We start from the raw sequence: 22,774 nt of genomic DNA on the forward strand, positions 1-22,774 counted from the left end.
AATGAATACTTCTAACATCATCGAAATCACAGACTTTCAGGCGCCGGAGCTGGACGTGTATGCCCGCCTGTCGGAGAATCAGCTCCTGAACCGCTGCGAGCCGGAAAAGGGAATGTTCATCGCGGAGAGTCCGCGGGTGATCGAGCGGGCGCTGGACGCGGGATACCGGCCCGTCTCTTGCCTTGTGGAGAAGAGGCATATCGAAGGGGAAGCAAAAGAAATCATCCGAAGATGCGGAGAAATCGGTAACGTTCCCGTCTATACGGCGGAATTTGATGTGCTGACGCAGCTCACCGGTTTCAAGCTGACCAGAGGGATGCTCTGTGCCATGCGCCGGCCGCCGCTTCCGGAGGTACGGCAGATCTGCGAAGGAAGCCGCCGGATTGCCATTCTGGAAAACGTGGTAAATCCCACGAATGTAGGGGCGATTTTCCGCTCGGCGGCGGCTCTGGGAATCGACGCGGTTCTTCTGACTTATGATTCCAGCGATCCCCTGTACCGCCGGGCGGTCCGTGTCAGCATGGGAACGGTTTTTCAGATTCCCTGGACTTTTTTTGAGAAGGATGCCTGGCCGGAAAAGGGAATCCGTCTTCTGAGAGAGCTGGGATTCCGGACGGCAGCCATGGCGCTCCGTGATGACTCGGTCAGTATTGATAACCCTCAGCTTCTGGCAGAAGAGAAGCTGGCCGTCATTCTGGGGGCAGAAGGTGACGGCCTGGCATTCTCTACGATCGCTGACTGCGACTATACGGTCCGGATTCCCATGTCCCGCGGCGTGGACTCGCTGAATGTGGCAGCGGCCAGCGCGGTGGCGTTCTGGGAGCTGGGGCGGAAACATTAAACCATATGTTTTACAAGAAGCTGTTTCAGGGACTTGATAAGAGTATCGCCTATCTGCTCCCATGAAAAGCAGCTGTTTCCGAAATGTCCGTAATTGGTGGTGGATGCATAAATGGGATTGCGCAGCTGCAGCCGATTGATGATAGCTGCGGGGTACAGATCCAGATTATTTTCAATCCATTTTTCAAGAATTTTGTCAGAAATACGGCCTGTTCCAAAGGTGTTTACATTGATAGAAAGAGGCCAGGAGACGCCGATGGCATCTCTACAGGAGGGAGCCCTGAGAGCATTTCAGGGCTCAAATCTGCCGTGGCGTCTGTAAAAATCTGATAATCAGCCATTGCTTATGCTCCTTTTTGCTTCTTTGACTTTCCGTCTGCCTCCCAGAGTTCTTCTGCCTTCGGCGTCCATTTCTCCGCGTATTTTGAGGTTCTGTCACAGAGACTGTCCACAGCTTCGGGACTCTGGTAGTCGGTGCTGACAGCTCCCGTCTCTTTTACCATGGCCCGCAGCTTTTCCGGATTCTCCAGCATGGGGCAGGGACGGAGCATATTTTCATGAAAGGGCTGTCCGTCGTGGTAGGCCATAAAGAGCGGGCTTTTGAGCGCGTCCAGAAGAGAGGTCTCGTGGATGTTGCAGTTGGAATAGTGGATGAATACGCAGGGTTCCACGTCTCCCTTTGCGTTGATGTGCAGGTAGTTCCGTCCGCCGGCGATGCAGCCGCCTACATACTCGGCGTCGTTCTGGAAGTCCATGGTAAAGATCGGCTTCGTCTTACGGAATTCCCGGATACGGCGGTAAACAGTCTCTCTCTGTTCCGGTGTGGGAAGAAGCTCTACAGCGGCGTCGTTTCCAACGGGCATATAATGGAAGAACCAGCAGAACAGCGCGCCGGAATCAATGATGTAATCAAAGAATTTCTCGCTGCTGATATCCTGGTAATTCCGGCTGGTATAGCAGGTAGAGATTCCAAAGGGAAGCCTGGAGTTTTTCAGAAGATCCATGGCGTGCTTTACCTTTGCGTAGCTTCCGTCTCCCCGCCGTCCGTCGTTGGCATCCTCGAAGCCTTCCAGGGAAATAGCCGGAACAAAGTTCTTCACGCGCAGCATTTCTTGGCAGAAATTATCGTCTATCAGCGTGCCGTTTGTGAATGACAGAAACTCGCAGTCCGGGTGCATCTCACAGATTTTGATCAAGTCGGCTTTGCGGACCAAAGGCTCCCCGCCGGTGTAGATGTACATGTAGACGCCCAGCTCTTTGCCCTGGCGGATGATGGAGTCGATGGTTTCCAGGCTCAGGTTCAGCCGGTTTCCGTATTCTGCCGCCCAGCAGCCGGTACAGTGCATATTGCAGGCGGAGGTGGGATCAAGCAGGATTGCCCAGGGAATATTGCAGCCGTAAGTTTCTTTCATCTCGTTCTGGCGGGAGGTGCCGCTTAAGCTGGCATTGAACAGAAAGTTCTGGAAAAAGGCTTTTCTTACGCCGGGGTCCAGATCATAAATTTTCAGAATCAGCTGATACCAGTTGTCTTTCCTTTCAATGACGCCGCGGATCGCGTCGCGCTGTCCCTTGTACCAGTTTTCCGGAGAGTATTTATCAACCAGAGCCATCAGCTTTGGAATGTTGGTCTCCGGATCGCCTTCTATGTATTTAAGCGCCTGATTGATTGCAAAGTTCTGCATGGAGGTTTTCATGCCAGTCATAATAAATCGTTCCTTTCTTTTGCGTTTTTTGCATTTGTCTTCCAGGCAAATGCTTTAAATTTTTAAATTTTAAGCAGATTATAAAAAAAGAAAAAATAAATGTCATGGGACAGAAATCTGGCAGTGTCAAAAATTACGACAAAAGAAGAGAGTGTTACATTTTTGGACAAATCTGCGGGTTTGTCCGTTGAGAAACAGAGGAGAACCGAATAAGGTATTTTTAATGGGAATCATGACAGTCTGCTGTCCAAAGAGATGGCAGAAATATAGAAATAAGGAATATGGAAACATGAGAAAGAAGGTTTTTTCGTATGAGCGCTGTATTTCCTCAGATTCTGATAGAGACAATCGTAAGAAAGGCGATCCGGGATATCCGGGATTCTCCGAAAAGAAACACCCGGAACCTGATTGATATGGCATTGAATTTTTCGGAGGGGCGGTTCCAGAGCCGTTTTTTTGAGACAGCCCAGTCCATGCTCCGGGATGAGAACAGCGCTTATTACAGGCTGATCCCGGATATGGCCGTCCATGTAGATACGGAAAAAATTATCAATTTCGGAATTAATCTGGGCTATAACAGCTGTACGGCCGGAGCAAAAAAGATCCGCGCGCTGGAAAAAAAGGAGCAATTTAATATTCCCTGGTCCATCAGCCTGATTATTTCCGGAAAAGAATATGAAAAGAATGAAAAAGAGTATCTCCGTGTGCTGGAACAGGGGAAAAGGCTGGGAATCTATACATGGATGCTGTATGCTCCCGGAGGCACGGATAAAATACTTGCGCTTGCCAGAAAATATCCGGAATGTGCTTTTGTCATATCCCATAGTTCCGTATGCAGATTTGTTCCGCGCGGAAAGCCTTCATCGGCACAAAAATAATGCCACAAAATCTGCCACAGATTGACAGTATAAAAAAATATATAATATCATAGAAACGGTATTTTACGAAGGCTGAAAAGGAATGGTGGAAAATGTCGGTTTTGTCAGAAAAGCTGAAGTATTTTATTGATCAGAAAGGATTGAGCATAGCTGATTTGGCCAGAAGCAGCGGAATCGAAAGATCAACCCTTTATCAATATATAAAAGACAGGCGGCCGCTGCAGAACCGGGTTCAGCTGGAGTCGATTATGGCAGATCTGCATCTGACGCCGGATGAAAGGACGGACGTGCTGGAAGCCTATGAAATCACCCGGATAGGAATGAAAAACTATAACCGGCGCCGGAAGGTCCGGGAGATTCTGGAATCGCTTCTGACTCTGGAGGAAGGGAAAACAGAGACGGTGAAGACAGTACAGGAGAAGATTCCGGCGGAGGTGGAAAACCAGGGTCTGATCCGGGGAGAACTGGAGGTAAACCGGATTGTCCATCAGGTGATTTACGAAACCGCAGAGCGGGGCGGAGAACTGAAGCTTCTGGTTCAGCCTGATTATGATCTGATGATGGAATCTCTGATGCTGGTGAAAGGCGGTCTGGAGAACACAAAGGTGACCCAGCTTATCTGTCTGGAACCGGACAGCGGCCAGGATGGCTGCAGCAACCTGGAAATTATCCGGAGAATTCTGCGCTACAGCGTGGGGATTTGCCATTATGAGCCGCGCTATTATTATGGAAAACCAAGGGAACATTATGGGACCATGAATGTGATGCCCTATCTGGCCGTCACAGAGAAGTATGGCATTCAGATATCCTCAGACAGGAAGACGGCAATTTTACATAATGACCCAAGGACAGTGGAGTATCTGAATGAGTTTTTTGATAAAATGTGTCAGCAGAGCCATCCGCTGGTATCAAGTATGGACAGTTTTGGAGGCGAACAGGCCAAATGGGGACTGGTATATCTGAACAGGACAGATTTTTCCAACACCATACCAGAGAAAGAAACAGGGGCAGGCGGTGGAGCTGATGAACTGCTCTTTTGTAGAGGAGTTCATCAAAACAGGCGTGTTCCGGGAATATCCGGCTGTTTTCTTTGCGGAGCCGGTGAGCAGAGAGGATCGGAGAGAACTGGTAGATCGGGTTTTAAAAGCGGTGGATGAGGGCTGGTATCACATCCGCATGGTACCGGCGGAAGAGTTTCCGCTGAGTTATCACTGGGAAATTCTTGCCCACAGGGGAAGCAGCATGCTGTTCCAGTATGTTTATCAGAATCAGTTTCAGGTATTTTGGTTTGAAGAGAGGGATATCCTGGAGGCAACCTACGATTTTCTGCAGAGTTTTGCGGACGGAGAAAATGTGCTGGACGAAAGCCAGTCAGCGGAGCTGCTTCGAAAGTGGGAAAAGAAGTATCTCACATAGATTACGTGGGCGCAAAAGTTTATTGAGCGAAGAGGAGCAGAAAATATGGGAAATTGTCCGTATGTAAATCAGGCCAAAAGCGGGCCGTCCAAGGGATGGTACTGCAATCAGGAAGGAATGTATGTAGACTCGTCTTACTGGAAAAATTACTGCAGCGGAAGCACCAGCTACAGGCACTGCCCTTATCTGGACGGGGATGACAGTTTTCGTAATTCCGGCAGCTCCGGCGGAAGCTCAGATGGCGGTCAGACAAAAAAAGAAGATGGATATTCCGGAAGCGGCTATTCTTCTCAGCCGGAATATGGAAGGGCTTCTGCGGAAAGCGGTTATGATTCCGGGTACTCCGGCGGATACGCAGGCGGCGGCTATACGGGAGGAAGTTCTGGAGGCTGCTCCGGTTCCGGAGGAGGACTGATCGGCGGGATATTCGGCTTTTTTGAGGGAATTCTGGACGCCGGCTTTAAGCTGCTGATTGGAGGCGGGGCAGTTCTTTTCGTCATTGTTCTGATTGTCTTTCTCTGCTGGAATGGAATCCGCTTTCTGGGAGCGCAGATCGGACTTGTCAAATCTCCGCTTACAATCAATCTGTCACTGCCGGAAGACAGTTCTATTCAGGCTGAAGACATTTCCTTCCAGCTGATCGGAGAAAGCGGAACCGGCAAGGCGGTGGAGGAGGCGCTCGATGAGGATGGCACCTGCAGTATCCATGTGAAAAAAGATACCTATGAATTTGTTCAGAAATATGACGGGTTATCTATTTGTCTGGGCGTGGGAACTGTTGACGGAACATCGGAATATGATCTGGCAGCGGACACTCATCTGATGGAGAACTGGATTGTGAGATTCAGCTTTTGTGACACAGAAGGGAATGAAATTTTTCCGGAGGAGGTAAGCGTCACGGATTCATCAGGCAGCCAGCTGGAGCTGGTGAAGCTGGAAGAAAACCGCTATGTATGTCCCATGGTGAATCTGGAAGAGACAGGGATGCTTTCTGTCCGGGCGGAAGGGTATGAAGAGGTTCAGGTGGAGCCAGAGACCGGCAGCAGGATTATGAACTGTACAGTAGTTTTGAGGCAGGAAAGATGAAAAAGAAAGAAAAAGACAACAGAAAACTGGCATCCAAAGTCAAAAACTCCGCTGCGGGCAACGGACATCAGACTGGCAGCGCATCAAGAGGCGGAGGATTTGACCCCCGCGGCGTTCGCAAAATGGACGCGCAGGCGCGTCCGCTTGGCTCACTGCCCGCAGGAATAAAGAAAACAGCGGCTGTAGCAGCTGCGGCGGTTATCGTAATGACAGCGGCTGCAGGGCTGACCGGTATCATAAGACAGAAAAGCGCAGAAAGAAAATATATGGACAGCCTTCTGGAACAGGGGTATCTGTGGGAGACAGAAAGCACGGAAAAATATATCGTGGTGCATGTGGGCTTTCCCGAGACTGTGTCAGAAACTCCGACTGTGACAGTGACGAGCCAGAAAGATGAGGAGCAGGTTCTGGAGGGGACAGTCACTGTATCCGGAAATTCTCTGAGCTATACGGCGGTGATTACAGAAGGAGACTGGAAGGTGACATCCTCCTGTTCAGGATGTGTTACTGTGGTAAATAATCTGCGGGTAGAAGAAGACGATGAACTTATCTATATGGGGCAGACTTTGCCGCTGCAGGAGGAGCAGGAGAAAGGCGTTCTGGATGGGTTCGTGGATGGAATCAGGGGGCTGTTTGAATAAGACAGCCCCCTGATACATGTTCTGACGTTTTGTTATGATTCTGTTCTGATACTGCTGTGAGAATTCCAGGGAACCACTGCGCTGTCTGCCGCTCAGAAACAGGTATACCGGCACGATGAGAAGCAGAATTCCCAGAATTCCTGCCGCGAGCAGAAGCCATTTTCTGCCCGGAGATTCCGCAGCAGTGTTTTCCTGAATCCTGTTGTCTGGACTATATGTTTTTTCTTCCTTTGGCGGAGATTCCAGCGGCGTACCGCATTTTTTGCAGTAACGCGCCCGGCCTTCGTTGAGTGTTCCGCAGTGTGTACAATACATGGATCTCACCTGTCCTTATACGGTTTTTATCTGGATTTAAAAAGTCAGCGCTTCAGTCTGTATCCGCAGGAGATGCAGAAAGCCATATCATCATCCACCGGCTCGCCGCAGCTGGGACATACGGCAGGGCCGGCCGGGACTTCCGGCTCAAAAGAGGTGTTTTCCGTGCTTTCTTCCGGTTCCTCAGATAAAGGACAGCCGCATTTTACGCAGAATCTCTGGCCTGCCGCCGCCGCGGTTCCGCATCTTGGACAGGAGGCGTTGTCTTCTTCGGAATGATTTCGAAGGATTCTGTTTCCGCAGCCGGGACAGAACCTGTCTCCCTCACTGAGCTCTGCTCCACAGCTGGAGCAAATCAGGCCGTCCTTCAGCTTTTTCAGCTGGCTTTCGAGCTGCCGGAGTTCCGTTTCTGCGGCGTCTGCCGCCTCCACAGCTGACTGCATTGCAGGCTCCGCGTCATTACGGTGGAACTCATAATATTTTTGACCAAGAGACAGGTATAACTCGGAGAGCTGTGTTCTTTTTTCGGAAATCTGTTCCTGAAGTGCCGTTTCCTTTATACTGAGATCTGTTGTTTCCATGGCGACAGGCTCCTTTCCTGCAGAAAATGAATTAGGTTTCATTGAATTTATGATACTATGAAATTTTTGACAGCGTCAATCTGTGGCAGATTCTGTGGCACAGATTTTCTGCTGTGCTGAAAATACTTTTGAAAATAAGGAAAACCGCAAAAAATTCGGAAAGAGATGAAAAAGAAACAAAATATTTTCTTGACACTGTCAAAATTTAATTTATAATAAATCTAAATTGTAAAACGACAAAGCTAAGAACAGGACACGGCTTCCGAAAGAAGCGCTTTCAGAGAGTTTCCGGCTGGTGAAAGGAAACAGCGCGAGAGGAAAGTCATCACCTGCGAGCAGTCAGGGCGAAAGTTTCAAAAGTAGTTCTGATCGGAATTCCACCGTTAGAAGGAAACCTGTTAATCCGGGATCACCTGCGCGCCGTATGCCATATATGCCAGGGCACGATGGGAAATACCGGCCGACGGGATAGAGAGACCTTAAAGGTAACAGAAGTGGTACCGCGGAGGAAAGATACTTCGTCTTCTTGCAGAGAGATCTGCAGGAGGGCGTTTTTTTTGTCCTTTTTACAATGAAGCCCGGGCTGGCGGAAAAAGCCGGAGCCCGGATTTATAATTAAAAGGAGGGTGAAATGTATGAACACACTGGTAATTGTACTGATCGCGGCAGTGTGCCTTTTTGCGGCATATGTGCTGTATGGACGCTGGCTGGCAAAAAAATGGGGTATTGATCCCAAGGCGGAGACACCCGCAGTCCTTCACAATGACGGACAGGATTATGTGCCCACAGACGGATGGACGGTATTTGCTCATCAGTTTTCCTCTATCGCCGGAGCGGGCCCTGTGACCGGAGCAATTCAGGCGGCGGCTTTTGGATGGCTGCCGGTGCTGCTGTGGATTCTTCTGGGCGGAATATTCTTTGGTGCGGTGACGGATTTCGGAGCTCTGTATGCTTCCGTGAAGAATGATGGAAAGTCTATGGGGCTTCTGATCGAAAAATACATCGGCAAGGCGGGACGGAAACTGTTCCTCGGATTCTGCTGGCTGTTTACGCTGATCGTAATAGCTGCTTTCGCAGACATGGTTGCGGATACCTTTAACGCATATGTGGTGACAGACGGTGTGGCGGCGCTTTCTGAAAATGCCACAGTAAACGGGGCTGCGGGAAGCATTTCTCTGTTCTTCATTCTGTTCGCGGCTGTGTTTGGACTGATTCAGAAGAAAGTGAAATTCACAGGCTGGAAAGAGATTGTGCTTGGACTGGTCTGCACGATTCTCGCCTTCGTATTTGGTATGTCGTTTCCGGTAATTCTGGGAAAAGACATGTGGATTTACATAGCGTTTGCTTTTATCTTCCTGGCGGCTGTTCTGCCTATGTGGTTCCTGATGCAGCCCAGAGATTATATGTCCACCTTTATGTTCGCAGGAATGATTGCGGGAGCAGTTCTGGGTCTTGTGTTTGCGCATCCCACGATGAATCTTCCCGCATATACAGGCTTCCACAATGAGAGCCTGGGAAATCTGTTTCCGATTCTGTTTGTAACGGTGGCCTGCGGAGCGGTATCCGGTTTCCACAGCCTGGTATCCTCCGGTACCTCTTCCAAGACGGTTTCCAATGAAAAGGATATGCTGAAGGTGGGCTATGGGGCCATGGTCCTGGAAAGCCTTCTGGCTGTCATTGCCCTCTGCGTGGCAGGAGCCGCAGCCGGCGCGGATGGCACCGCGGCGGTGGGAACGCCGTTTCAGATTTTCTCCTCCGGCGTGGCAGGCTTCCTGGAGATGTTCGGCATCCCGGTTTATGTGGCCCAGTGCTTCATGACCATGTGCGTGTCTGCTCTGGCATTTACGACGCTGGATTCCGTGGCCCGTATCGGACGTATGTCCTTCCAGGAGCTTTTCAGCGTAGATGATATGGAACATGCGGAGAGCTGGAGAAAGGTTCTCTGCAATAAGTATTTTGCGACGCTGATTACCTTGATTTTCGGTTATATTCTGACGCAGGTGGGCTACTCCAATATCTGGCCCCTGTTCGGAAGCGCCAATCAGCTTCTGAGCGCGCTGGTTCTGATTACTCTGTGTGTATTCCTGAAGATTACGGGAAGGGAGCTGAGAACTCTGATACCGCCCTTTGTGATTATGCTCTGCGTGACCTTCACGGCGCTGGTGCAGCGCACCATTTCTCTGGTACAGGCATTCTCCGCCGGAACGGGTGTGTTCATGGTAGAAGGTCTGCAGCTGATCGTGGCGGTACTGCTGATGATCCTGGGAGTGACAATCGTGGTCACTTCGGGGAAAGAACTGGTGAGGAAGAAAGCGGCCGGCTGACGGAGAAACCGGTCAAACTCGGCGAAGCATCCCGCAGCAGGCACTCCGGAATTCCGGTTCAGACAGAGAGACTCAAATATTAACAAAACCTTAATTGCCGGAACGGACAAAACATTTCCCATGCCGAGTGCCTTATGATATAATAAAAAGAAATAATGCCTGTAAGGATGTGCCGTTATGGACAAAGTCCCCGGACAGCAGCCGGTTATTTTAAAAAACAGCAGAACTATTTTAGCAGCCGAAGAAACTGCATCAGCTGGCAGATGCGGTTCTTCCCTTGCGGCTTTTTCACGCCCCAGCGGTATCTTGTCAAAATGACAGGATGCCGCTGGGGCGTTTTTCTGTTTTGTAAAAGGAATCAGAGATAGAGATGAGGAAGCATAAAGATGAGGAGGGTATCATGGAATCAAAGGAATCTTCAAAAAAACGTTTTTATTTCAAATGGCCCTGGAATGTGGTGGTCTACATAGTTTTGGCAGTTAGTCTGCGCATCTTTGCCATACCGGTAATTTTACTCATTATGCGGTGGAATAAAAAGCAGCAGCCGGATGGGCCGGAGGAGGGGTACTGTCTCCATCGGACCCGGGGGCGGCTGAGCGGACTGATCCTGGCCGGGATCTTTTTCCTGGCAGGAGGAGTCTTTCTGTGCTTCTTTTTCATGGGGCTGTCGCTTCCGGAGGAGACAGCCCGGCTGGATGAGGAGATGCGCCTTGTTTATCGGCTCAGTCCGTTTTTGGGAGGAGGCGCAGCGGCGGTGGGGATCTTTCTGGCTTACCGGAGTCTGCGGGACGCTCTGGTTCCGGAGAAGAGCTCTCTGGCCCAGTCTATCCGCAGACAGCTTCCATATCCTGACGAAGCACCGCCGGTGAAAGAGCTTTTTGCTATGGTGGATCAGGACCTGAAACAAAATGGTCAGTGGTGTGGAAAGATGGGGATTGGAAAGGAATGGGTTCTGGGGGATGAAGTTTCTTTCATTCCCCGTATCCGGGGTGTGTTCAGCCGGGAAGAACGGCACACGTCCCATAGTGGAGGCCGGACCCGTGTGACCTATATCTACGAGGTCTGGATCGTAGATGACCGCAGGCAGAGACAGGTCACTTCCCTGAAGTCGAGGCAGGAGCTGGAAGAAGCCATAGACTGCCTGCGCAGACAGGCTCCCGCAGCTGTATTTGGGCTCTATGATTCTAAAGAGTACAGGGATCTGGTTTATGCCGAAGATGATATGGAGCAGTATGCTCAGGAGCGGGCTTATCAGCAGAGAAAAGCCGAGTATGAGGAGCGGGAAACGTCGTACCGGGTACTTTGAAGAAAAGCCTGAACTCTGTTATTCAGGTTTTGGTGGCTTTTGCCGTTATGACAGCGCCGGGATTCCGTCCCAGATTAGCGGGGCCGCTAAGGGGGCGCTGAAAAAACTAATTGAAAAAGGAGAAACTTACATGAGCAGTGAAAATGAACTGAACCAGACTGGTTTTGATGCCATTGCAGAGGCTGTGCAGAAACTTTACCCTGATCAGGAGGGGCTCTATTACGGTACCGTTATCCCATACGTCCTGGGTGGAAACGATCCGCTGGACGGTGTGGAGATCTGGAAAAGCGGTCATGGCATCCCTCACTGGCATTATATTACATACGGTTTTACCGAGCTTTACGAAAAAGAGAGCGAAGATCCGGAGATGAGCGGCTATGGTTTTGAGCTGACTTTCCGCCTGAAGCGCGGGAATGAAGAACAGCCTCCCGTCTGGCCTGTCAGCTTGCTGCAGAATCTTGCCCGGTATGTGTTTTCCAGCGGAAATGTTTTCGGTCCCGGGCACCACATCGATGCCAACGGCCCGATTGCACTGGAAACAGATACCCGTCTTACCGCTCTGGGATTCCATATCGACCCGGAACTGGGAGAGCTGGATACTCCTAACGGCCGTTTTATGTTTTTGCAGGCGGTGGGCCTGACAAGAGATGAAATGGAAGCCATGATGTGCTGGAACGGAGAGAGATTTCTGTCAGAACTGGAGAAAGAAATTCCTCTGTGTGTCACCGATTTATCCCGGCATTCTATGATGGAGATTCCTGCCTTCCGTACAGCCTGGCAGGATGGGATGGAGCGGGACGGCTCCTTCACCAGTTTTCTCTATATGGATGAGCTGGGCGCGAAGCTGGAAAACGGCCATGCCGCCCTCCGTCTGGGCACAGGACACATACAGACCCTGGTTCGTATGCTGCGGGCCAGAGTAGGAAAGGGCCGCATCCTGTTCCTTCAGAGCGCCAGCCAGGCTGTATTGTTCCGTCCAGGAGAGCAGGCCGCTGCCAGTGAGGAAGACGGCAGGCTTGTCCTGACTCTGCCGGAGGATGCCCTGGAGGAGTTATCCGGCGTAGTGGGGGCCCATGCAGGTATCTATATGCTGTCCAACCTTCCTTTGACTGTGGAACTGGTACCCACAACCATCACAGATCAGGAGGGGAAGGTGCTGGAAGTAATCGAATAGGGAATCAGCCTGGAGCCCCCTCAGCCGGATAAGCTGCCCTTTACTCTCTCTGATGCTGTGAGCCGTGAGACTATCTTGCCTGATCACATCCGGGAAAATCTTGACCTGTTCTGCTTTGAGCTGACGGACGAGGAAATACCGCCATTCTGATTAACCGGGTATTTGAGGAATTGAACAAAGAAGGTATCGAAACCGAGATGATTCAGCTTGCCGGTCAGGTCATAGAGCCCTGTAAGTATTGTGAGTGTCTCTTTTTCAAAATACTTGTAAACTCAAGGGGATTGGCGGCAAAATTATGGTTAATATGATGGATACCGGACATTCATCTATGGCTGAATGGGGATTTACGCATATAGAAATTAGCATGATTTTGGCCTGAAGTTCAAAACTGTCCGGGTATAAGAAAAGCCCGAAATCCTTGATTTACAAGGGTTTCGGGCGTTGTGCGCTGGCGTTCCCGAGGTGACTCGAACACCCGACCTACCGCTTAGGAGATGGCCCCAAGCGACATAAGCACTATCAAGCGAGTATAAAAAAACCAAGAGAAATCAAGGCTTTTCTCCAAGTCAGGTGTAAATCTGGTACAAGCAAAATCAAGCCAAAATAAAGGGGTTTTACCCCCTCTTGTTGGCAGGATGTTAGCAAAATCAAGGCTTAATAGCGTGTGCTTTGAGTTCGATTTCTCTCGGAGCAAACTCAAATTATGCTGCGTGAGTATCTACTTGGTCTGTCACTTATTGAGTATACTATCATACATAGTGCCCCATTACAAGAAATGTGTGGGGCAAGAAAAGTGCCTGTTTTATCTCTCAGTCGAGAGGTAAAGCAGGCGCTTTTTTTCATATCTAAAACTCAGAGTGAAACGAGGTGAAAATGATGAATACGCAAATCATCGCCATCGCCAATCAGAAAGGCGGTGTGGGCAAAACAACGACCTGTGCGAATCTGGGCATTGGGCTTGCACAGGCCGGAAGAAAAGTGCTGCTGATCGACGGAGATCCGCAAGGCAGCTTGACCATCAGCCTGGGCCACCCTCAGCCGGATAAGCTGCCCTTTACTCTCTCTGATGCTATGGGCCGTATCCTGATGGACGAACCGCTGCGCCCCGGCGAGGGTATCCTGCATCACCCGGAAGGCGTTGACCTGATGCCCGCTGACATCCAGCTTTCCGGCATGGAGGTTTCTCTGGTGAACGCTATGAGCCGAAGACCCGCGAGATCTATGTAGCTTATCGACAGGCTGGTTACTCTAAGAAATTTCGCCAGGAACATGAAGCAGAAATCCTGCTCCACCAGGCAGCAAAAAATGCTTTCGACGATATGGGGGTTAAGAAGCTGCCCAAGGTCAAAGAATTGCAAACTGACTATGCCAAACTCCTGGAGGAAAAGAAAAAAATCTATGCTGAATACCGGCGTTCCCGCGAAGAAATGAGGGAACTTTTGACGGCCAAAGCGAATGTGGATCGGCTGCTGAAAATGGACGAGGAGCAGAAACAGGAGAAAGAAAAAGACCACGACCAGCGGTGAGCTGATCGCAGTCAAAAGCGTTCGCAGAACGCGTGGCCACAGGATAAAATCCTGTGTTCAAAGGGGCTTGGGGGCAGCGCCCTCAACAAGCGTTTGTGGCGAAATGGATAGCCACAAGCATTGCTTGCCGCTATTTAGTTCATAAAAAATTTTCAAAATATAGTTGTATATTTTTTTCTGTGCAGTTATTATATAAATACCGTTTTATGATTCTGTTCTTTATAGGGGGATGGGAAGATATGGCACGAAAAGCCTATTCTGAAGAAGATAGAGTGCAAGTGCGGAATGCCCTAATGACCACCATGATTCAGTGTATCGCGGATCGGGGATTGATTCACAGCAGTATTGATGTTTTGTGCAGAAAAGTAGAGATCTCCAAGACCTTCTTCTACAGTTTTTTCTCATCCAAGGAAGAACTGGTGCTTTACGCCCTGCGATACCAACAGCCCAAGCTGCTGGATTATGCCAGATCCCTAATGGAGGACCCCGGACTCAGTTGGCGGGCGGGAGTGGAAACCTTTCTGAAAAACTGCTGTTATGGAGCTAAAAGCGGAGTTGCCGTTTTGTCCATTGAGGAGGAGCAGCAAGTACGCCACTGCCTTTCCGAGGAGAATTTCCAGGCGTTCCGGCGGGATCAGATTATTTTTTATGGAAAGCTGCTTTCCATCTTTGGCCTCCCTGTGGACAGTATTGATCCCCGGCTGTTTGGCAATCTGGCCCTCAGCATGATGATGGTACACAAAGCCATTCCAGACACCATGCCATTTCTATTCCCAGAGGTGGCGGAGGATATGGTGGACTTCCAGGTCAGGGCTCTGGTGGACGAGATGGAGCGGGTAAAAGAGCATGTGCGGTAGGTGAAAGCAAATGGATAGAGATGAGTACCCATGTCCAAACGGACGGGAAAGACAGCAGAATATCGTCAGACACAGAGCCTTGGGATACAGGTTTTGGTTCTGTGCGGCCTTTTCGCGCCCTGCGTCAGCCTGTCCAAATGACAGGGTGTCGCAGGGCATTTTTTATTGTTCGGAAAGAGGTGGCCTGATATGAGTTTACCAAAACGAAATAGTGCGGACGGGCGCTGTTACTGGATGAAGCCCGAGGTGCAGGAGGAACTGCAACCGCTCTTTGACCAGTGTATCCAGGATGCCATTGACGGGAGAATCACGCGGCTTGATTCCCTCTGGCCGCCGGTAGTGGTCAGCAGCGAAGGCGCGCCCTTTGAGGTGTGGCAACTGCTTCGGACATGGACCGAAGCGCAGCGGGCTGAGACCCTTGACGCGGAAAAGGCCATCGCCTTCAGCGAAAACCTGCGCCGCCAGAGCCGGTGGGGTGAAATTGACCACCATTTACTTGATATGCTGAAACGGGAGCTGCAGGAGAAGTATTTTGTCGTGACAGGCAATGAAGATGACCACTTCTGGGATCGGGAGTATTCCTTGAAACCAGGCATCCGTGCAGAGCAGGTCCCGGAGCCGCTGCTGCGTTTTGCCTGCTATGTGGCGGTGAGCTATAAAGTGTATGGCTTGGACTTTCAGTATCTGGACGCCAATTACCTCTTTGGATTGGTGGAGAAAGTCCGTCCGGATATGGTGAAAAAGCTCCGGGAACACGGGACCGGCAGGCTGCCGCTCTCTCTGCAAAAGAGGAAAACAGAGCACTTCACCGCATCGGCCAACGATGCCTTTGCCGTGATCCGTATTACTGCCAGGGACAATACGGAGGAATGCTGCCATGAAGTGCTGGACTATCTGTGTGAGGTTCTTTCGCAGGAGGATTTTCCCCACAGCTATGCGGTGGAGTTCAAAGGGCCGGAAAGGAGTTATCTTCCCATCACAGGACTGCCCAAAAAGGGAATAAACCAGCTCTTTGCCTGTGCCGTGCAGTACCCCGGCCTCCACCTCCTGATGGAACGGTACGCCCGGCTTGCCATGCGGCAGTATGAGCAGTACACCAATCTCAGCGATGAGCAGTGCGCTCTCCCCGGAAGTTTTGCCGTGTTCGCCCTGGGAATGCTGGGGCAAGAGTGGCGGCAGCTGGTATGGGATTATCTCGATCTCTGCGATGATGAGCACTCCCACTTACAGGAAAAATTCCTCCGGGAGTATGTGAAACAGTTCGGATTTACCGCCGATACCGTCCCTGTATTTGTCCGTGGGGTGCTGTCCATGCAGAACATGAAGTATTCCAAGGACTATGCCGCGTGGATGGCAAACGCAGAAAGCCTGGACGCTCTGCTGGAGGCAAAAATCCACCTGTCCGAGATCGTTCCAAGCGGTTTTTCCTCCGACGAGGATGACGATGATGACGAGGACGAGGAACCCGCCGAGGAAACAGAAGCCAGCCCGGAGGAAGTGCTGCAATACGCATGGGAAACGGTCTGCTATGTGATCTGGGGCAAAGCCAGCGCCAAGGGTGGTCAGAAAGTGGTGGAAGCCGCTCCGGAGGAACTGAAGGAACTTTACCGACAGATTTTTATTCCGATAACGAAGAACCAGGAAGGAAGTGGTGGCCTGCTATGAGTTTGCCGAAACGCGACGGCGTACAAGGCCGTTACTATTTGATCCAGAAACCAGATACGAACCCCGAAGTGCTGGAACACGCCGATCAGTGCATCCAGGATGTGTTTGATGGAACTGCAAAAGAAAACCATTCCGGCTATCCGGTGGTCGTTCGGAACCAAAGCGGAACGCCCTTTCTTCCCAGCCAACTCCTGGAGCGGTATCTGTCCAAACTGCCTTTGAAGGGATTCCCCTACGAGGAAGCTGTTATATTCTGCGATGCCCTGCGGCGGCTGGTGGGCTGGAGAGAGATTGGCCACACCTTGGGAAAATACATCAAACATCAGGTGCAGGAGAGGTTTTTTGAGATTAGAGAGAATGAGGACTACTTTTCGCCTTTCCCACTCTGTACCGCATGGCCGGAGCTACGGCCGGAGGATGTGGACGAGAACCTGCTGCGCTTTACCTGCTATGTGGCGGTCTGCTATACGGTGTATGGAGCCAGCGATAATACGGTTATAACCGAACACTACCTTGATCTGGTTTCCCAGCTTCGCCCGGATATGGTGAAGCAGCTGAAAACAGCTGGCAGCGGCAAATTGCCAAAGGACATCCAGCGGCGTAAGACGGAGCATTTCACCGCATCGGCCAATGATGTGTTTGCTACCATCCGCATCACCGCCAGGGACTCCACGGAGGAGTGCTATGCTGAAATCCTGGGCTACCTGTGTGCGGTGTTGGAGCAGGAGGGATTTCCCCGCAGTTACTCGGTGGAGTTCCGTGGGAAGGAAAAACTCTATCTGCCTATTCCCGGCCTGCCCAAAAAGGGAGTCAATCAGCTCTTTGCCTGTGCTGTGCAGCACCCCAATCTTCATCCGGCTATGGAGCGATACGCTCGTCTGGCTATGCGGGAGTTTGAGTGGTACCAAAACCTCGCAGATGAAGCCTGTGCGATGCCCGGCACCTTCGCCGTGTTTGCCCTGGGGCTGGAGGGAGAACCGTGGGCACCGCTGGTGACGGAGTATCTGGATCTCTGCGACGACGAGCACTCCTCCCTGCAAGGAAAATTCCTTCATGCCTTGATCCGGAAGTTTGGGTTTCAACCATGGACACTGGGGGTATTGGTGCGGGGCGCATTATCTATGCAGTGGCTGGAGCCTGCCAAAGAATTCCGCAGCCTGATCGCCAATGGGGAAAGCCTGGATGCACTGCTGGCAGTCAAGCGCCGCTTTTCCGCTTATCTCCTGCCGGAAGAAAACGAAGACCCGAAATTCCGGGCCATCGCTTGGCAGAGCCTGCTCTGGGCCATCTGGGGGCAAGCCTCTGAAAACGGCGGCAGCAAGGTCATTAAGACGGCTCCGAAGGAACTGAGAGAAAGGTATCAGGAAATTTTTCAATAGACTATAAGGAGGACTCGGATGAGTGAAGTAAGCTATTCAAATGTACCTCCCATGATGGCTGCCATCAAAAGTGGTGACATAGAGGCGATTCGTTCCCTGCTTCACGCAGGGCATTCTCCCAATGAGCCACAATGCTATCATGTAATGATTGGAGATTGGCCGCGGGATGACGAAGCCTCTCCGCTGGAATTGGCTGTACTGGAAAATCGGATGGACATGGTACAGCTCCTGATCGAATGCGGAGCAGATTTGACCCATAACCCGGAAGAATTGCTTTGTGGTTCCCTGCGCAGTCAAGACCTGACCCTGTTTTCCTTTTTGGTAGATGTGGGAGTCAGAATCCCCGCAACGCAAAGGGATATATGCAGGCTGTTTCTCCACTTGGTGGATCGGGATGAGCCTAATGTACTCCCCATTTTGAAAAGGATGGGCATGGATTTGAAACAATACGGCGGTGAAGCCCTGCGCAGTATGGCGAGCCATGGAAATCAGCTGCTGGTGGAGTATCTGATTCAAAACGGGGCGGACATCAACTATCACAAGCCAGATATGGTGTTTCCCTACGCTTCGACTCCTGTCACTGAAGCTGCACGGCACAACGATTTTTCTATGGTGCGCTGGCTTGTGGAACAGGGTGCAGACATCACCATCCCGGATAAATACGGTGACCGGCCCTACACCGTGGCAGTACAGAACAAAAATCAGGAAATGTCCGCCTACTTAAAAGCGCTGGAGCCGGAGGAATGGCATAACGAACAGGAAAAGATCCGGCAGCTCATGCCCTACAAGCTGCCCGCCAAGCTGGTGGAATACTTGAAGACCGGCCCCCTGCGGCTGGAGTTCCCGGATCAGGAATGGGTGAAGTGGGCGGAGCTCTACTCTTTCATGGATGTGCAGGAGATGACCTGGAAACGGAAGAAGCTGCTCTCCCTCATGGTGCAGATGGACAACTACAGCGACTATCTGCTGCTGTGGAGCCCCAGGGACAAGAAGCTATGGTATCTGGATATTGAGCATGAGGAATTCCACCCTCTGGCCAAATGGGATGACTTCATCGCAGATCCCGGCCGATATCTGAACGGGATGATTGAGGGCGAGTTTGAGGAATAAGGAGAGAACACAAATGACAAAAGAGCAACTCTTATCTTTATGGAATGCGGACAACTGGGAGGTAATGAGCTGCGGGGTCTACCTTACGGCGCACCGGGCGGGGAAGGAACTGCATATCAACTGCAGTGATTATACCGAGGCAGAGGTTCTGGCAATGCCCTTCTGGGAGCGGTTGATTCAGGAACTGGATGAGCTGGACCGGCAGGCCCATGAGATCTTACAGAAAGAATTCCCCGATGATGAGGACATCCCCGGTCTGGCCCTGACCGACATTACGATAGACAAGTCCGGCTGCTACGGGACATTTTCCCTCTGCTATGATACTGGGGACTCTCCGGCTGGGGAACTCTATCTCAATGTGTCCTTTGACGAGCAGTTCGTGCCAAGTCCGAAGGTTGGCTACGACACCTTTTAATACAGGGAGGCTCCCCTATGGCATTAAAATTGAACTTTCATGAAGTCACCCCGGAAGATACCGAAATTCTTCGTATGATAGCGTTGAGAAACGGGAAAGCAGAAGATTACCTCTGCTGCGATGTTACCAATGAGGATGGTGTAACGCAGACTACCTGGTATAGTAAGGCGGATGTGGCCCTCTGGGGGGAGGATTATATCCGGGCACACACCACAATGAAGTACAGCGATTATAGCGGATGGATCATCAGCTTGGATATGGAGCCGTGGAACGATGCACAGGCATCACCACGAAAAAAGAAGAAACGGGATTCCTTTCCCCTAATCCCTACCTGGCTGGAGGGCCATGTCAAAGAACGGGAACAAAAGCGCCTGCCCACCGTGACCCTCTGCTCCTCTGCCGGAAATGAACTGCTGGAAGTGTGGTATTACGGAGATTTGCTCACAGTGAAAGGGGAGTCCCAATCCTATATCATAGATAGAGGCGAGGCCCCCGGACTGGTGGCAGCCCGCGACCCAAAGAGCGGCGAGAAGTTCGTCATCTTCGACGGTGGGCAGCATGGTTATGATAATATGTTCTGCGATGAACACAATCCAGCCCAGCTGGCGCATCGCCCCCTCCAGCGGTATGAGATCCCTGCCTCTAAGTTGGTGCTGGAACTGGGCTACAATATCGACTATGAGGATGAAAAAGAGGACTTCGAGGTAGATGAGGCTGATACCGTGGAACTGGTTAACGGTGAGCGGATGCCCTGGGAGCAGGTCAAACGGGACGGTATTGACTACATTGCACTTTACTATGTGAATGATAAAGGAAAACAGGTGCAGATTCTGGATGCGGAACTGGCATGAGTACAATAGGACTGTTTTGGTAAGAATTTGACGATTATTGGTGTTGATAATGTAAGCCGAGAAAAGAAGTAAGGTGTGTGATCAATGATTACTGGAAAGTATTTGGAGAATCCTGCGTTATATAGTCCCGATGAACTTGAACGATTGGACAACCATATCGAAAAATATTTTGGAAAAGCCACAACAGTGGTTCATGAGTTTTTCAGCGAAGATATTCATGTTGATGTCTCCATCATTCCGCCCCATGAGGAACACAACTATTATACTTTGGTAACCACAGGCATGGGTGCGTTTTCGATGAAGATCCCAAGTGAATACCAAGAGGATGGCCTTCCCTCTCGGATAGAACTGATGATGTGCCTTCCGCCTGAGTGGAACCCTGAAAGTAAGGAAAGCCAAGAAAATTGGCCAGTAGAGTTGCTTCGCTATTTAGCAAGGTTTCCAATCATAGAAAGCACTTGGCTGGGCTATGGGCATTCTATTCAAAACGGAACACCATACGCAGATAATACATTACTGGCAGGGTGTGTTCTTTTAGGCGTACAGGATGCGCCGGAGGGTGCTGCCGTCTGTAAGCTCTCAGATGGAAGTTGGGTCGGTTTTTATCAGGTGATTCCTCTGACAGAGAACGAACTGGAATACAAGATTCAACATAGTACAGATGAAATGCTGGAATACATGGAAGATGTAGACCATGTTGTATATTTCCAAAGACCGGATACTAATTTTGAATCACATTAGCAGAATAAGGAGAGAAGCAAAATGGAACAGGCATACTGCACCGCAGTTTTCTGGCGCGGCGGAGAAAAGATTGATCTGAATGGACTAAAACCAGATGCGGTGCGGTGTCTGTCTGTGACGGGAGAGCGGAGGGTGAATCTGTCCTTCCTGCGAGATTATCCCAATCTGGAGGAACTAACCCTAATGGAAAAGTGTGAGGGTGTAGAAGTTCTCTCCGAGCTAAAGCAGCTTCATACACTGTCCCTATGGCTGTCGGCCCCTGTTTCCTGGGACAATGTTTCTCTCCCCGGTCTGCGTGTTCTCCACCTGCGTGGGGAAAAGAATGGCGACATCACCCCACTTCTCACCAGCATTACCTATCTCCATTTGGAGGAAATGCGGAAAACGGAAGATCTCACCCCTTTCCTGACTCCGGCGACCCGGCTTCAGAAACTCTATCTCCAGTCACTCCCAGCTGTGCAGGAACTACCGGCTCTGGATGGGCTTCCTTCCCTTTATGCCCTGAAACTCTATGAGCTGCATAAACTAAACGATTTGTCCGCCCTCTCTCACAGCCATTTGCGCTACTTTGCCGCCTCTCTGATCGGGGATAAACTCTCCGCCCAGGCGCTGGCAGATGCTGTGATGGCGATTCCCAATCTGGAGGCAGCCGCGCTCCAGCTGGCGGATCGCTCCGAGCGGCGCTATGGCGGTGTCCAAAAAGCCTTTGCCGCCGCTGGGAAATCCGCATTGCTGCGGGAGGAAATTAGTGCTTTGACCACATGGCTGTCGCTGTAACCTGGGGATTGGGGGAAGAATGATATGGAACAGTTTTTTGAACATTCCGATTTGGGATTGGGAACACTGACCTTTCAGAAAGGACCAGGGACCATCCACTGCTGGACTGGAAGAATCGCAGACACAGAGATCCTGTTTTCCATTATTTTGAACACATCTGAACTCCGGTCGGCAAACCTGGATTTTATCCGTTCTGTGCTTCAAAACTGGCGGGAGTATCTTTCAAAAGCGGAGCATGAGATTCAGGCGCAGATTGGTAAAAGCCCTGAGAAGTTTGGATTGCAGCGCGCTCCATTCCCTGAAACGGAGATTCCCGCCGAGCAGCCGCAATTTCTGTTTTATGATGAGACAGAATGGGGCCTGCACTTTGAGATTTGTACCCTTCCTGTGGGGGAGCCATTTGGACTTATGGTTGAGTTTTCAGGGGATACGCCAACGGATGTATATGGCTTGTCGGAAGCGGAAGAAATAGAAGCGGACATGGAATAATATAAAGGAGCCGATCAGATTGTGTGAGAATGCGAAAATTCTTTGTCCTTACTGTTTGACGAGAGAAATTGACCCGGCACAGGCGATATGCTCTGCTTGTTATTCAAAAGAGGATAAATGGGAGCGAGGCAGTTGGGATGACCTGCGCAAGCGCAAGAATGCCGATGAAATCCAGATGTTTACCATAGCCAAGAAAGTAGATGAAGCGTTCCAGGTACCAGAAAATAAAGCCTATGCCTGTAGAGAGAAACACGAAATGATTCAGGCTGAGGCCTTGGAACGGGAAATGGAGGCTTTTCACCGGCGGCGCATCCTCTGTATGGTGGAGATATTTTCCAAGATTGATTGCGGCATCATCTTTTCTGGCTATGTAGAACTGGATACCTATTTTAAGAATGTGTGGGATTATGCCCATCAGCGCATTGCCGCAGAACAGCTCAGAGAGGTTCAGGAGTATCTGCGGTCACAGATTCCATGGAAATCCCTATCCAGTCAGCGGATGGATCTGGGGGCAGAACTTCTCAACTTTTGGTGCGGAGAAGATGAGTTGGATTGGGGCTATTCTCAATATTTTGAGATTGCAGCAGGTAATCTCAAGCCGTTTCTTGCAATGACCTTATTCACAGAGATTCTGTGTAAGCATTTTTCAGATGTAATGTCTGCGCCAGTCAAGCGGCTGAGCAGCAAACTTTGAGGCACT

Annotated in this window: 22 protein-coding genes, 3 pseudogenes and 1 other annotated feature; of the genes and pseudogenes, 21 read left to right on the plus strand and 4 right to left on the minus strand. The window is 50.6% G+C overall.

Features of this window, described 5'->3' with window-relative positions:
• Nucleotide 1: 1 nt before the first annotated feature.
• Complete coding sequence (locus B5E82_RS12640) at nt 2-841, plus strand: TrmH family RNA methyltransferase (protein WP_087307930.1); 840 nt, start codon at nt 2-4, stop codon at nt 839-841.
• Here the strand turns inward: B5E82_RS12640 and B5E82_RS18870 are convergent.
• Nucleotides 838-1,098: a methionine adenosyltransferase domain-containing protein gene (locus B5E82_RS18870; protein WP_087307960.1), complete on the minus strand. Its 261-nt coding sequence runs from the start codon at nt 1,096-1,098 to the stop codon at nt 838-840. The two genes, B5E82_RS12640 and B5E82_RS18870, sit on opposite strands and share 4 nt — an antisense overlap.
• Nucleotides 1,099-1,184: 86 nt before the next feature.
• Nucleotides 1,185-2,543, minus strand: a complete 1,359-nt coding sequence (locus tag B5E82_RS12650; protein ID WP_087307931.1) for a radical SAM protein — start codon at nt 2,541-2,543, stop codon at nt 1,185-1,187.
• A gap of 311 nt (nt 2,544-2,854) precedes the next feature.
• On the opposite strand from B5E82_RS12650, the gene B5E82_RS12655 reads away from it, so the two are divergent.
• The 5 genes from B5E82_RS12655 (at nt 2,855) to B5E82_RS18530 (ending at nt 6,564) form a co-directional block, all read left to right on the plus strand.
• Complete coding sequence (locus B5E82_RS12655) at nt 2,855-3,421, plus strand: hypothetical protein (protein WP_087307932.1); 567 nt, start codon at nt 2,855-2,857, stop codon at nt 3,419-3,421.
• Between the two features lie 92 nt (nt 3,422-3,513).
• Nucleotides 3,514-4,578: a helix-turn-helix domain-containing protein gene (locus B5E82_RS12660; RefSeq protein ID WP_087307933.1), complete on the plus strand. Its 1,065-nt coding sequence runs from the start codon at nt 3,514-3,516 to the stop codon at nt 4,576-4,578.
• The gene (locus tag B5E82_RS12665) at nt 4,523-4,837 is read left to right on the plus strand and encodes a hypothetical protein (RefSeq protein WP_140393140.1); all 315 of its coding nucleotides are present in this window, start codon (nt 4,523-4,525) and stop codon (nt 4,835-4,837) included. The genes B5E82_RS12660 and B5E82_RS12665 overlap by 56 nt, the downstream gene beginning before the upstream one ends.
• Nucleotides 4,838-4,882: 45 nt before the next feature.
• On the plus strand, nt 4,883-5,923 hold the full coding sequence (locus tag B5E82_RS12670; protein WP_087307935.1) for a hypothetical protein: 1,041 nt from the start codon (nt 4,883-4,885) through the stop codon (nt 5,921-5,923).
• On the plus strand, nt 5,920-6,564 hold the full coding sequence (locus B5E82_RS18530) for a hypothetical protein (RefSeq protein WP_242966320.1): 645 nt from the start codon (nt 5,920-5,922) through the stop codon (nt 6,562-6,564). Before B5E82_RS12670 ends, B5E82_RS18530 begins: the two co-directional genes overlap by 4 nt.
• 249 nt (nt 6,565-6,813) lie before the next feature.
• Here the strand turns inward: B5E82_RS18530 and B5E82_RS18990 are convergent.
• Together B5E82_RS18990 and B5E82_RS12680 are read right to left on the minus strand one after the other, a co-directional pair.
• Nucleotides 6,814-6,879, minus strand: a pseudogene (locus tag B5E82_RS18990) (DUF7577 domain-containing protein); the annotation flags it as partial.
• A 44-nt stretch (nt 6,880-6,923) separates the two neighbouring features.
• Nucleotides 6,924-7,460: a zinc ribbon domain-containing protein gene (locus B5E82_RS12680; RefSeq protein ID WP_162610775.1), complete on the minus strand. Its 537-nt coding sequence runs from the start codon at nt 7,458-7,460 to the stop codon at nt 6,924-6,926.
• A 235-nt stretch (nt 7,461-7,695) separates the two neighbouring features.
• Nucleotides 7,696-7,989: a binding site (T-box leader), on the plus strand.
• 106 nt (nt 7,990-8,095) lie between these two features.
• On the opposite strand from B5E82_RS12680, the gene B5E82_RS12685 reads away from it, so the two are divergent.
• The 15 genes and pseudogenes from B5E82_RS12685 to B5E82_RS12765 all read left to right on the plus strand — a co-directional run bounded on the left by B5E82_RS12685 (nt 8,096) and on the right by B5E82_RS12765 (nt 22,768).
• Nucleotides 8,096-9,784 carry a carbon starvation CstA family protein gene (locus B5E82_RS12685; protein ID WP_087307938.1) on the plus strand — a complete coding sequence of 563 codons (1,689 nt, stop codon included), beginning with the start codon at nt 8,096-8,098 and terminating at the stop codon, nt 9,782-9,784.
• 400 nt (nt 9,785-10,184) lie between these two features.
• Entirely contained in the window at nt 10,185-11,090 is a 906-nt protein-coding gene (locus B5E82_RS12695; RefSeq protein WP_140393141.1) for a hypothetical protein, read from the plus strand.
• A gap of 130 nt (nt 11,091-11,220) precedes the next feature.
• Nucleotides 11,221-12,264, plus strand: coding sequence for a suppressor of fused domain protein (locus B5E82_RS12700; RefSeq protein WP_087307941.1), 1,044 nt, complete (start codon nt 11,221-11,223; stop codon nt 12,262-12,264).
• Between the two features lie 876 nt (nt 12,265-13,140).
• Nucleotides 13,141-13,470 (plus strand): annotated as a pseudogene (locus B5E82_RS12710) (ParA family protein); the annotation flags it as partial.
• Nucleotides 13,470-13,790, plus strand: a pseudogene (locus B5E82_RS12715) (relaxase/mobilization nuclease domain-containing protein); the annotation flags it as partial. The pseudogenes B5E82_RS12710 and B5E82_RS12715, both read left to right, overlap by 1 nt.
• 239 nt (nt 13,791-14,029) lie before the next feature.
• Nucleotides 14,030-14,647 carry a TetR/AcrR family transcriptional regulator gene (locus tag B5E82_RS12720; protein ID WP_020225646.1) on the plus strand — a complete coding sequence of 206 codons (618 nt, stop codon included), beginning with the start codon at nt 14,030-14,032 and terminating at the stop codon, nt 14,645-14,647.
• A gap of 189 nt (nt 14,648-14,836) precedes the next feature.
• Nucleotides 14,837-16,312 carry a DUF6138 family protein gene (locus B5E82_RS12725; RefSeq protein ID WP_164488696.1) on the plus strand — a complete coding sequence of 492 codons (1,476 nt, stop codon included), beginning with the start codon at nt 14,837-14,839 and terminating at the stop codon, nt 16,310-16,312.
• Entirely contained in the window at nt 16,309-17,691 is a 1,383-nt protein-coding gene (locus tag B5E82_RS12730; RefSeq protein ID WP_087307942.1) for a DUF6138 family protein, read from the plus strand. The genes B5E82_RS12725 and B5E82_RS12730 overlap by 4 nt, the downstream gene beginning before the upstream one ends.
• Before the next feature lie 18 nt (nt 17,692-17,709).
• A complete protein-coding gene (locus B5E82_RS12735; protein ID WP_206415711.1) occupies nt 17,710-18,801 on the plus strand; it encodes an ankyrin repeat domain-containing protein in 1,092 nt (363 codons plus the stop codon).
• A gap of 13 nt (nt 18,802-18,814) precedes the next feature.
• Nucleotides 18,815-19,216, plus strand: coding sequence for a hypothetical protein (locus tag B5E82_RS12740; RefSeq protein ID WP_087307943.1), 402 nt, complete (start codon nt 18,815-18,817; stop codon nt 19,214-19,216).
• 17 nt (nt 19,217-19,233) lie between these two features.
• Nucleotides 19,234-20,067: a hypothetical protein gene (locus tag B5E82_RS18540; RefSeq protein ID WP_087307944.1), complete on the plus strand. Its 834-nt coding sequence runs from the start codon at nt 19,234-19,236 to the stop codon at nt 20,065-20,067.
• Between the two features lie 84 nt (nt 20,068-20,151).
• On the plus strand, nt 20,152-20,808 hold the full coding sequence (locus B5E82_RS12750; protein ID WP_008394719.1) for a suppressor of fused domain protein: 657 nt from the start codon (nt 20,152-20,154) through the stop codon (nt 20,806-20,808).
• Between the two features lie 21 nt (nt 20,809-20,829).
• Nucleotides 20,830-21,585: a hypothetical protein gene (locus B5E82_RS12755; RefSeq protein ID WP_087307945.1), complete on the plus strand. Its 756-nt coding sequence runs from the start codon at nt 20,830-20,832 to the stop codon at nt 21,583-21,585.
• Nucleotides 21,586-21,609: 24 nt separating this feature from the next.
• A complete protein-coding gene (locus B5E82_RS12760) occupies nt 21,610-22,074 on the plus strand; it encodes a hypothetical protein (RefSeq protein WP_087307946.1) in 465 nt (154 codons plus the stop codon).
• A gap of 19 nt (nt 22,075-22,093) precedes the next feature.
• Nucleotides 22,094-22,768, plus strand: a complete 675-nt coding sequence (locus tag B5E82_RS12765; RefSeq protein ID WP_242966321.1) for a hypothetical protein — start codon at nt 22,094-22,096, stop codon at nt 22,766-22,768.
• Nucleotides 22,769-22,774 lie beyond the last annotated feature (6 nt).

Source organism: Lachnoclostridium sp. An138 (assembly GCF_002160765.1).
In the GTDB taxonomy this organism is placed as follows: Bacteria; Bacillota; Clostridia; order Lachnospirales; family Lachnospiraceae; genus Laedolimicola; species Laedolimicola faecalis.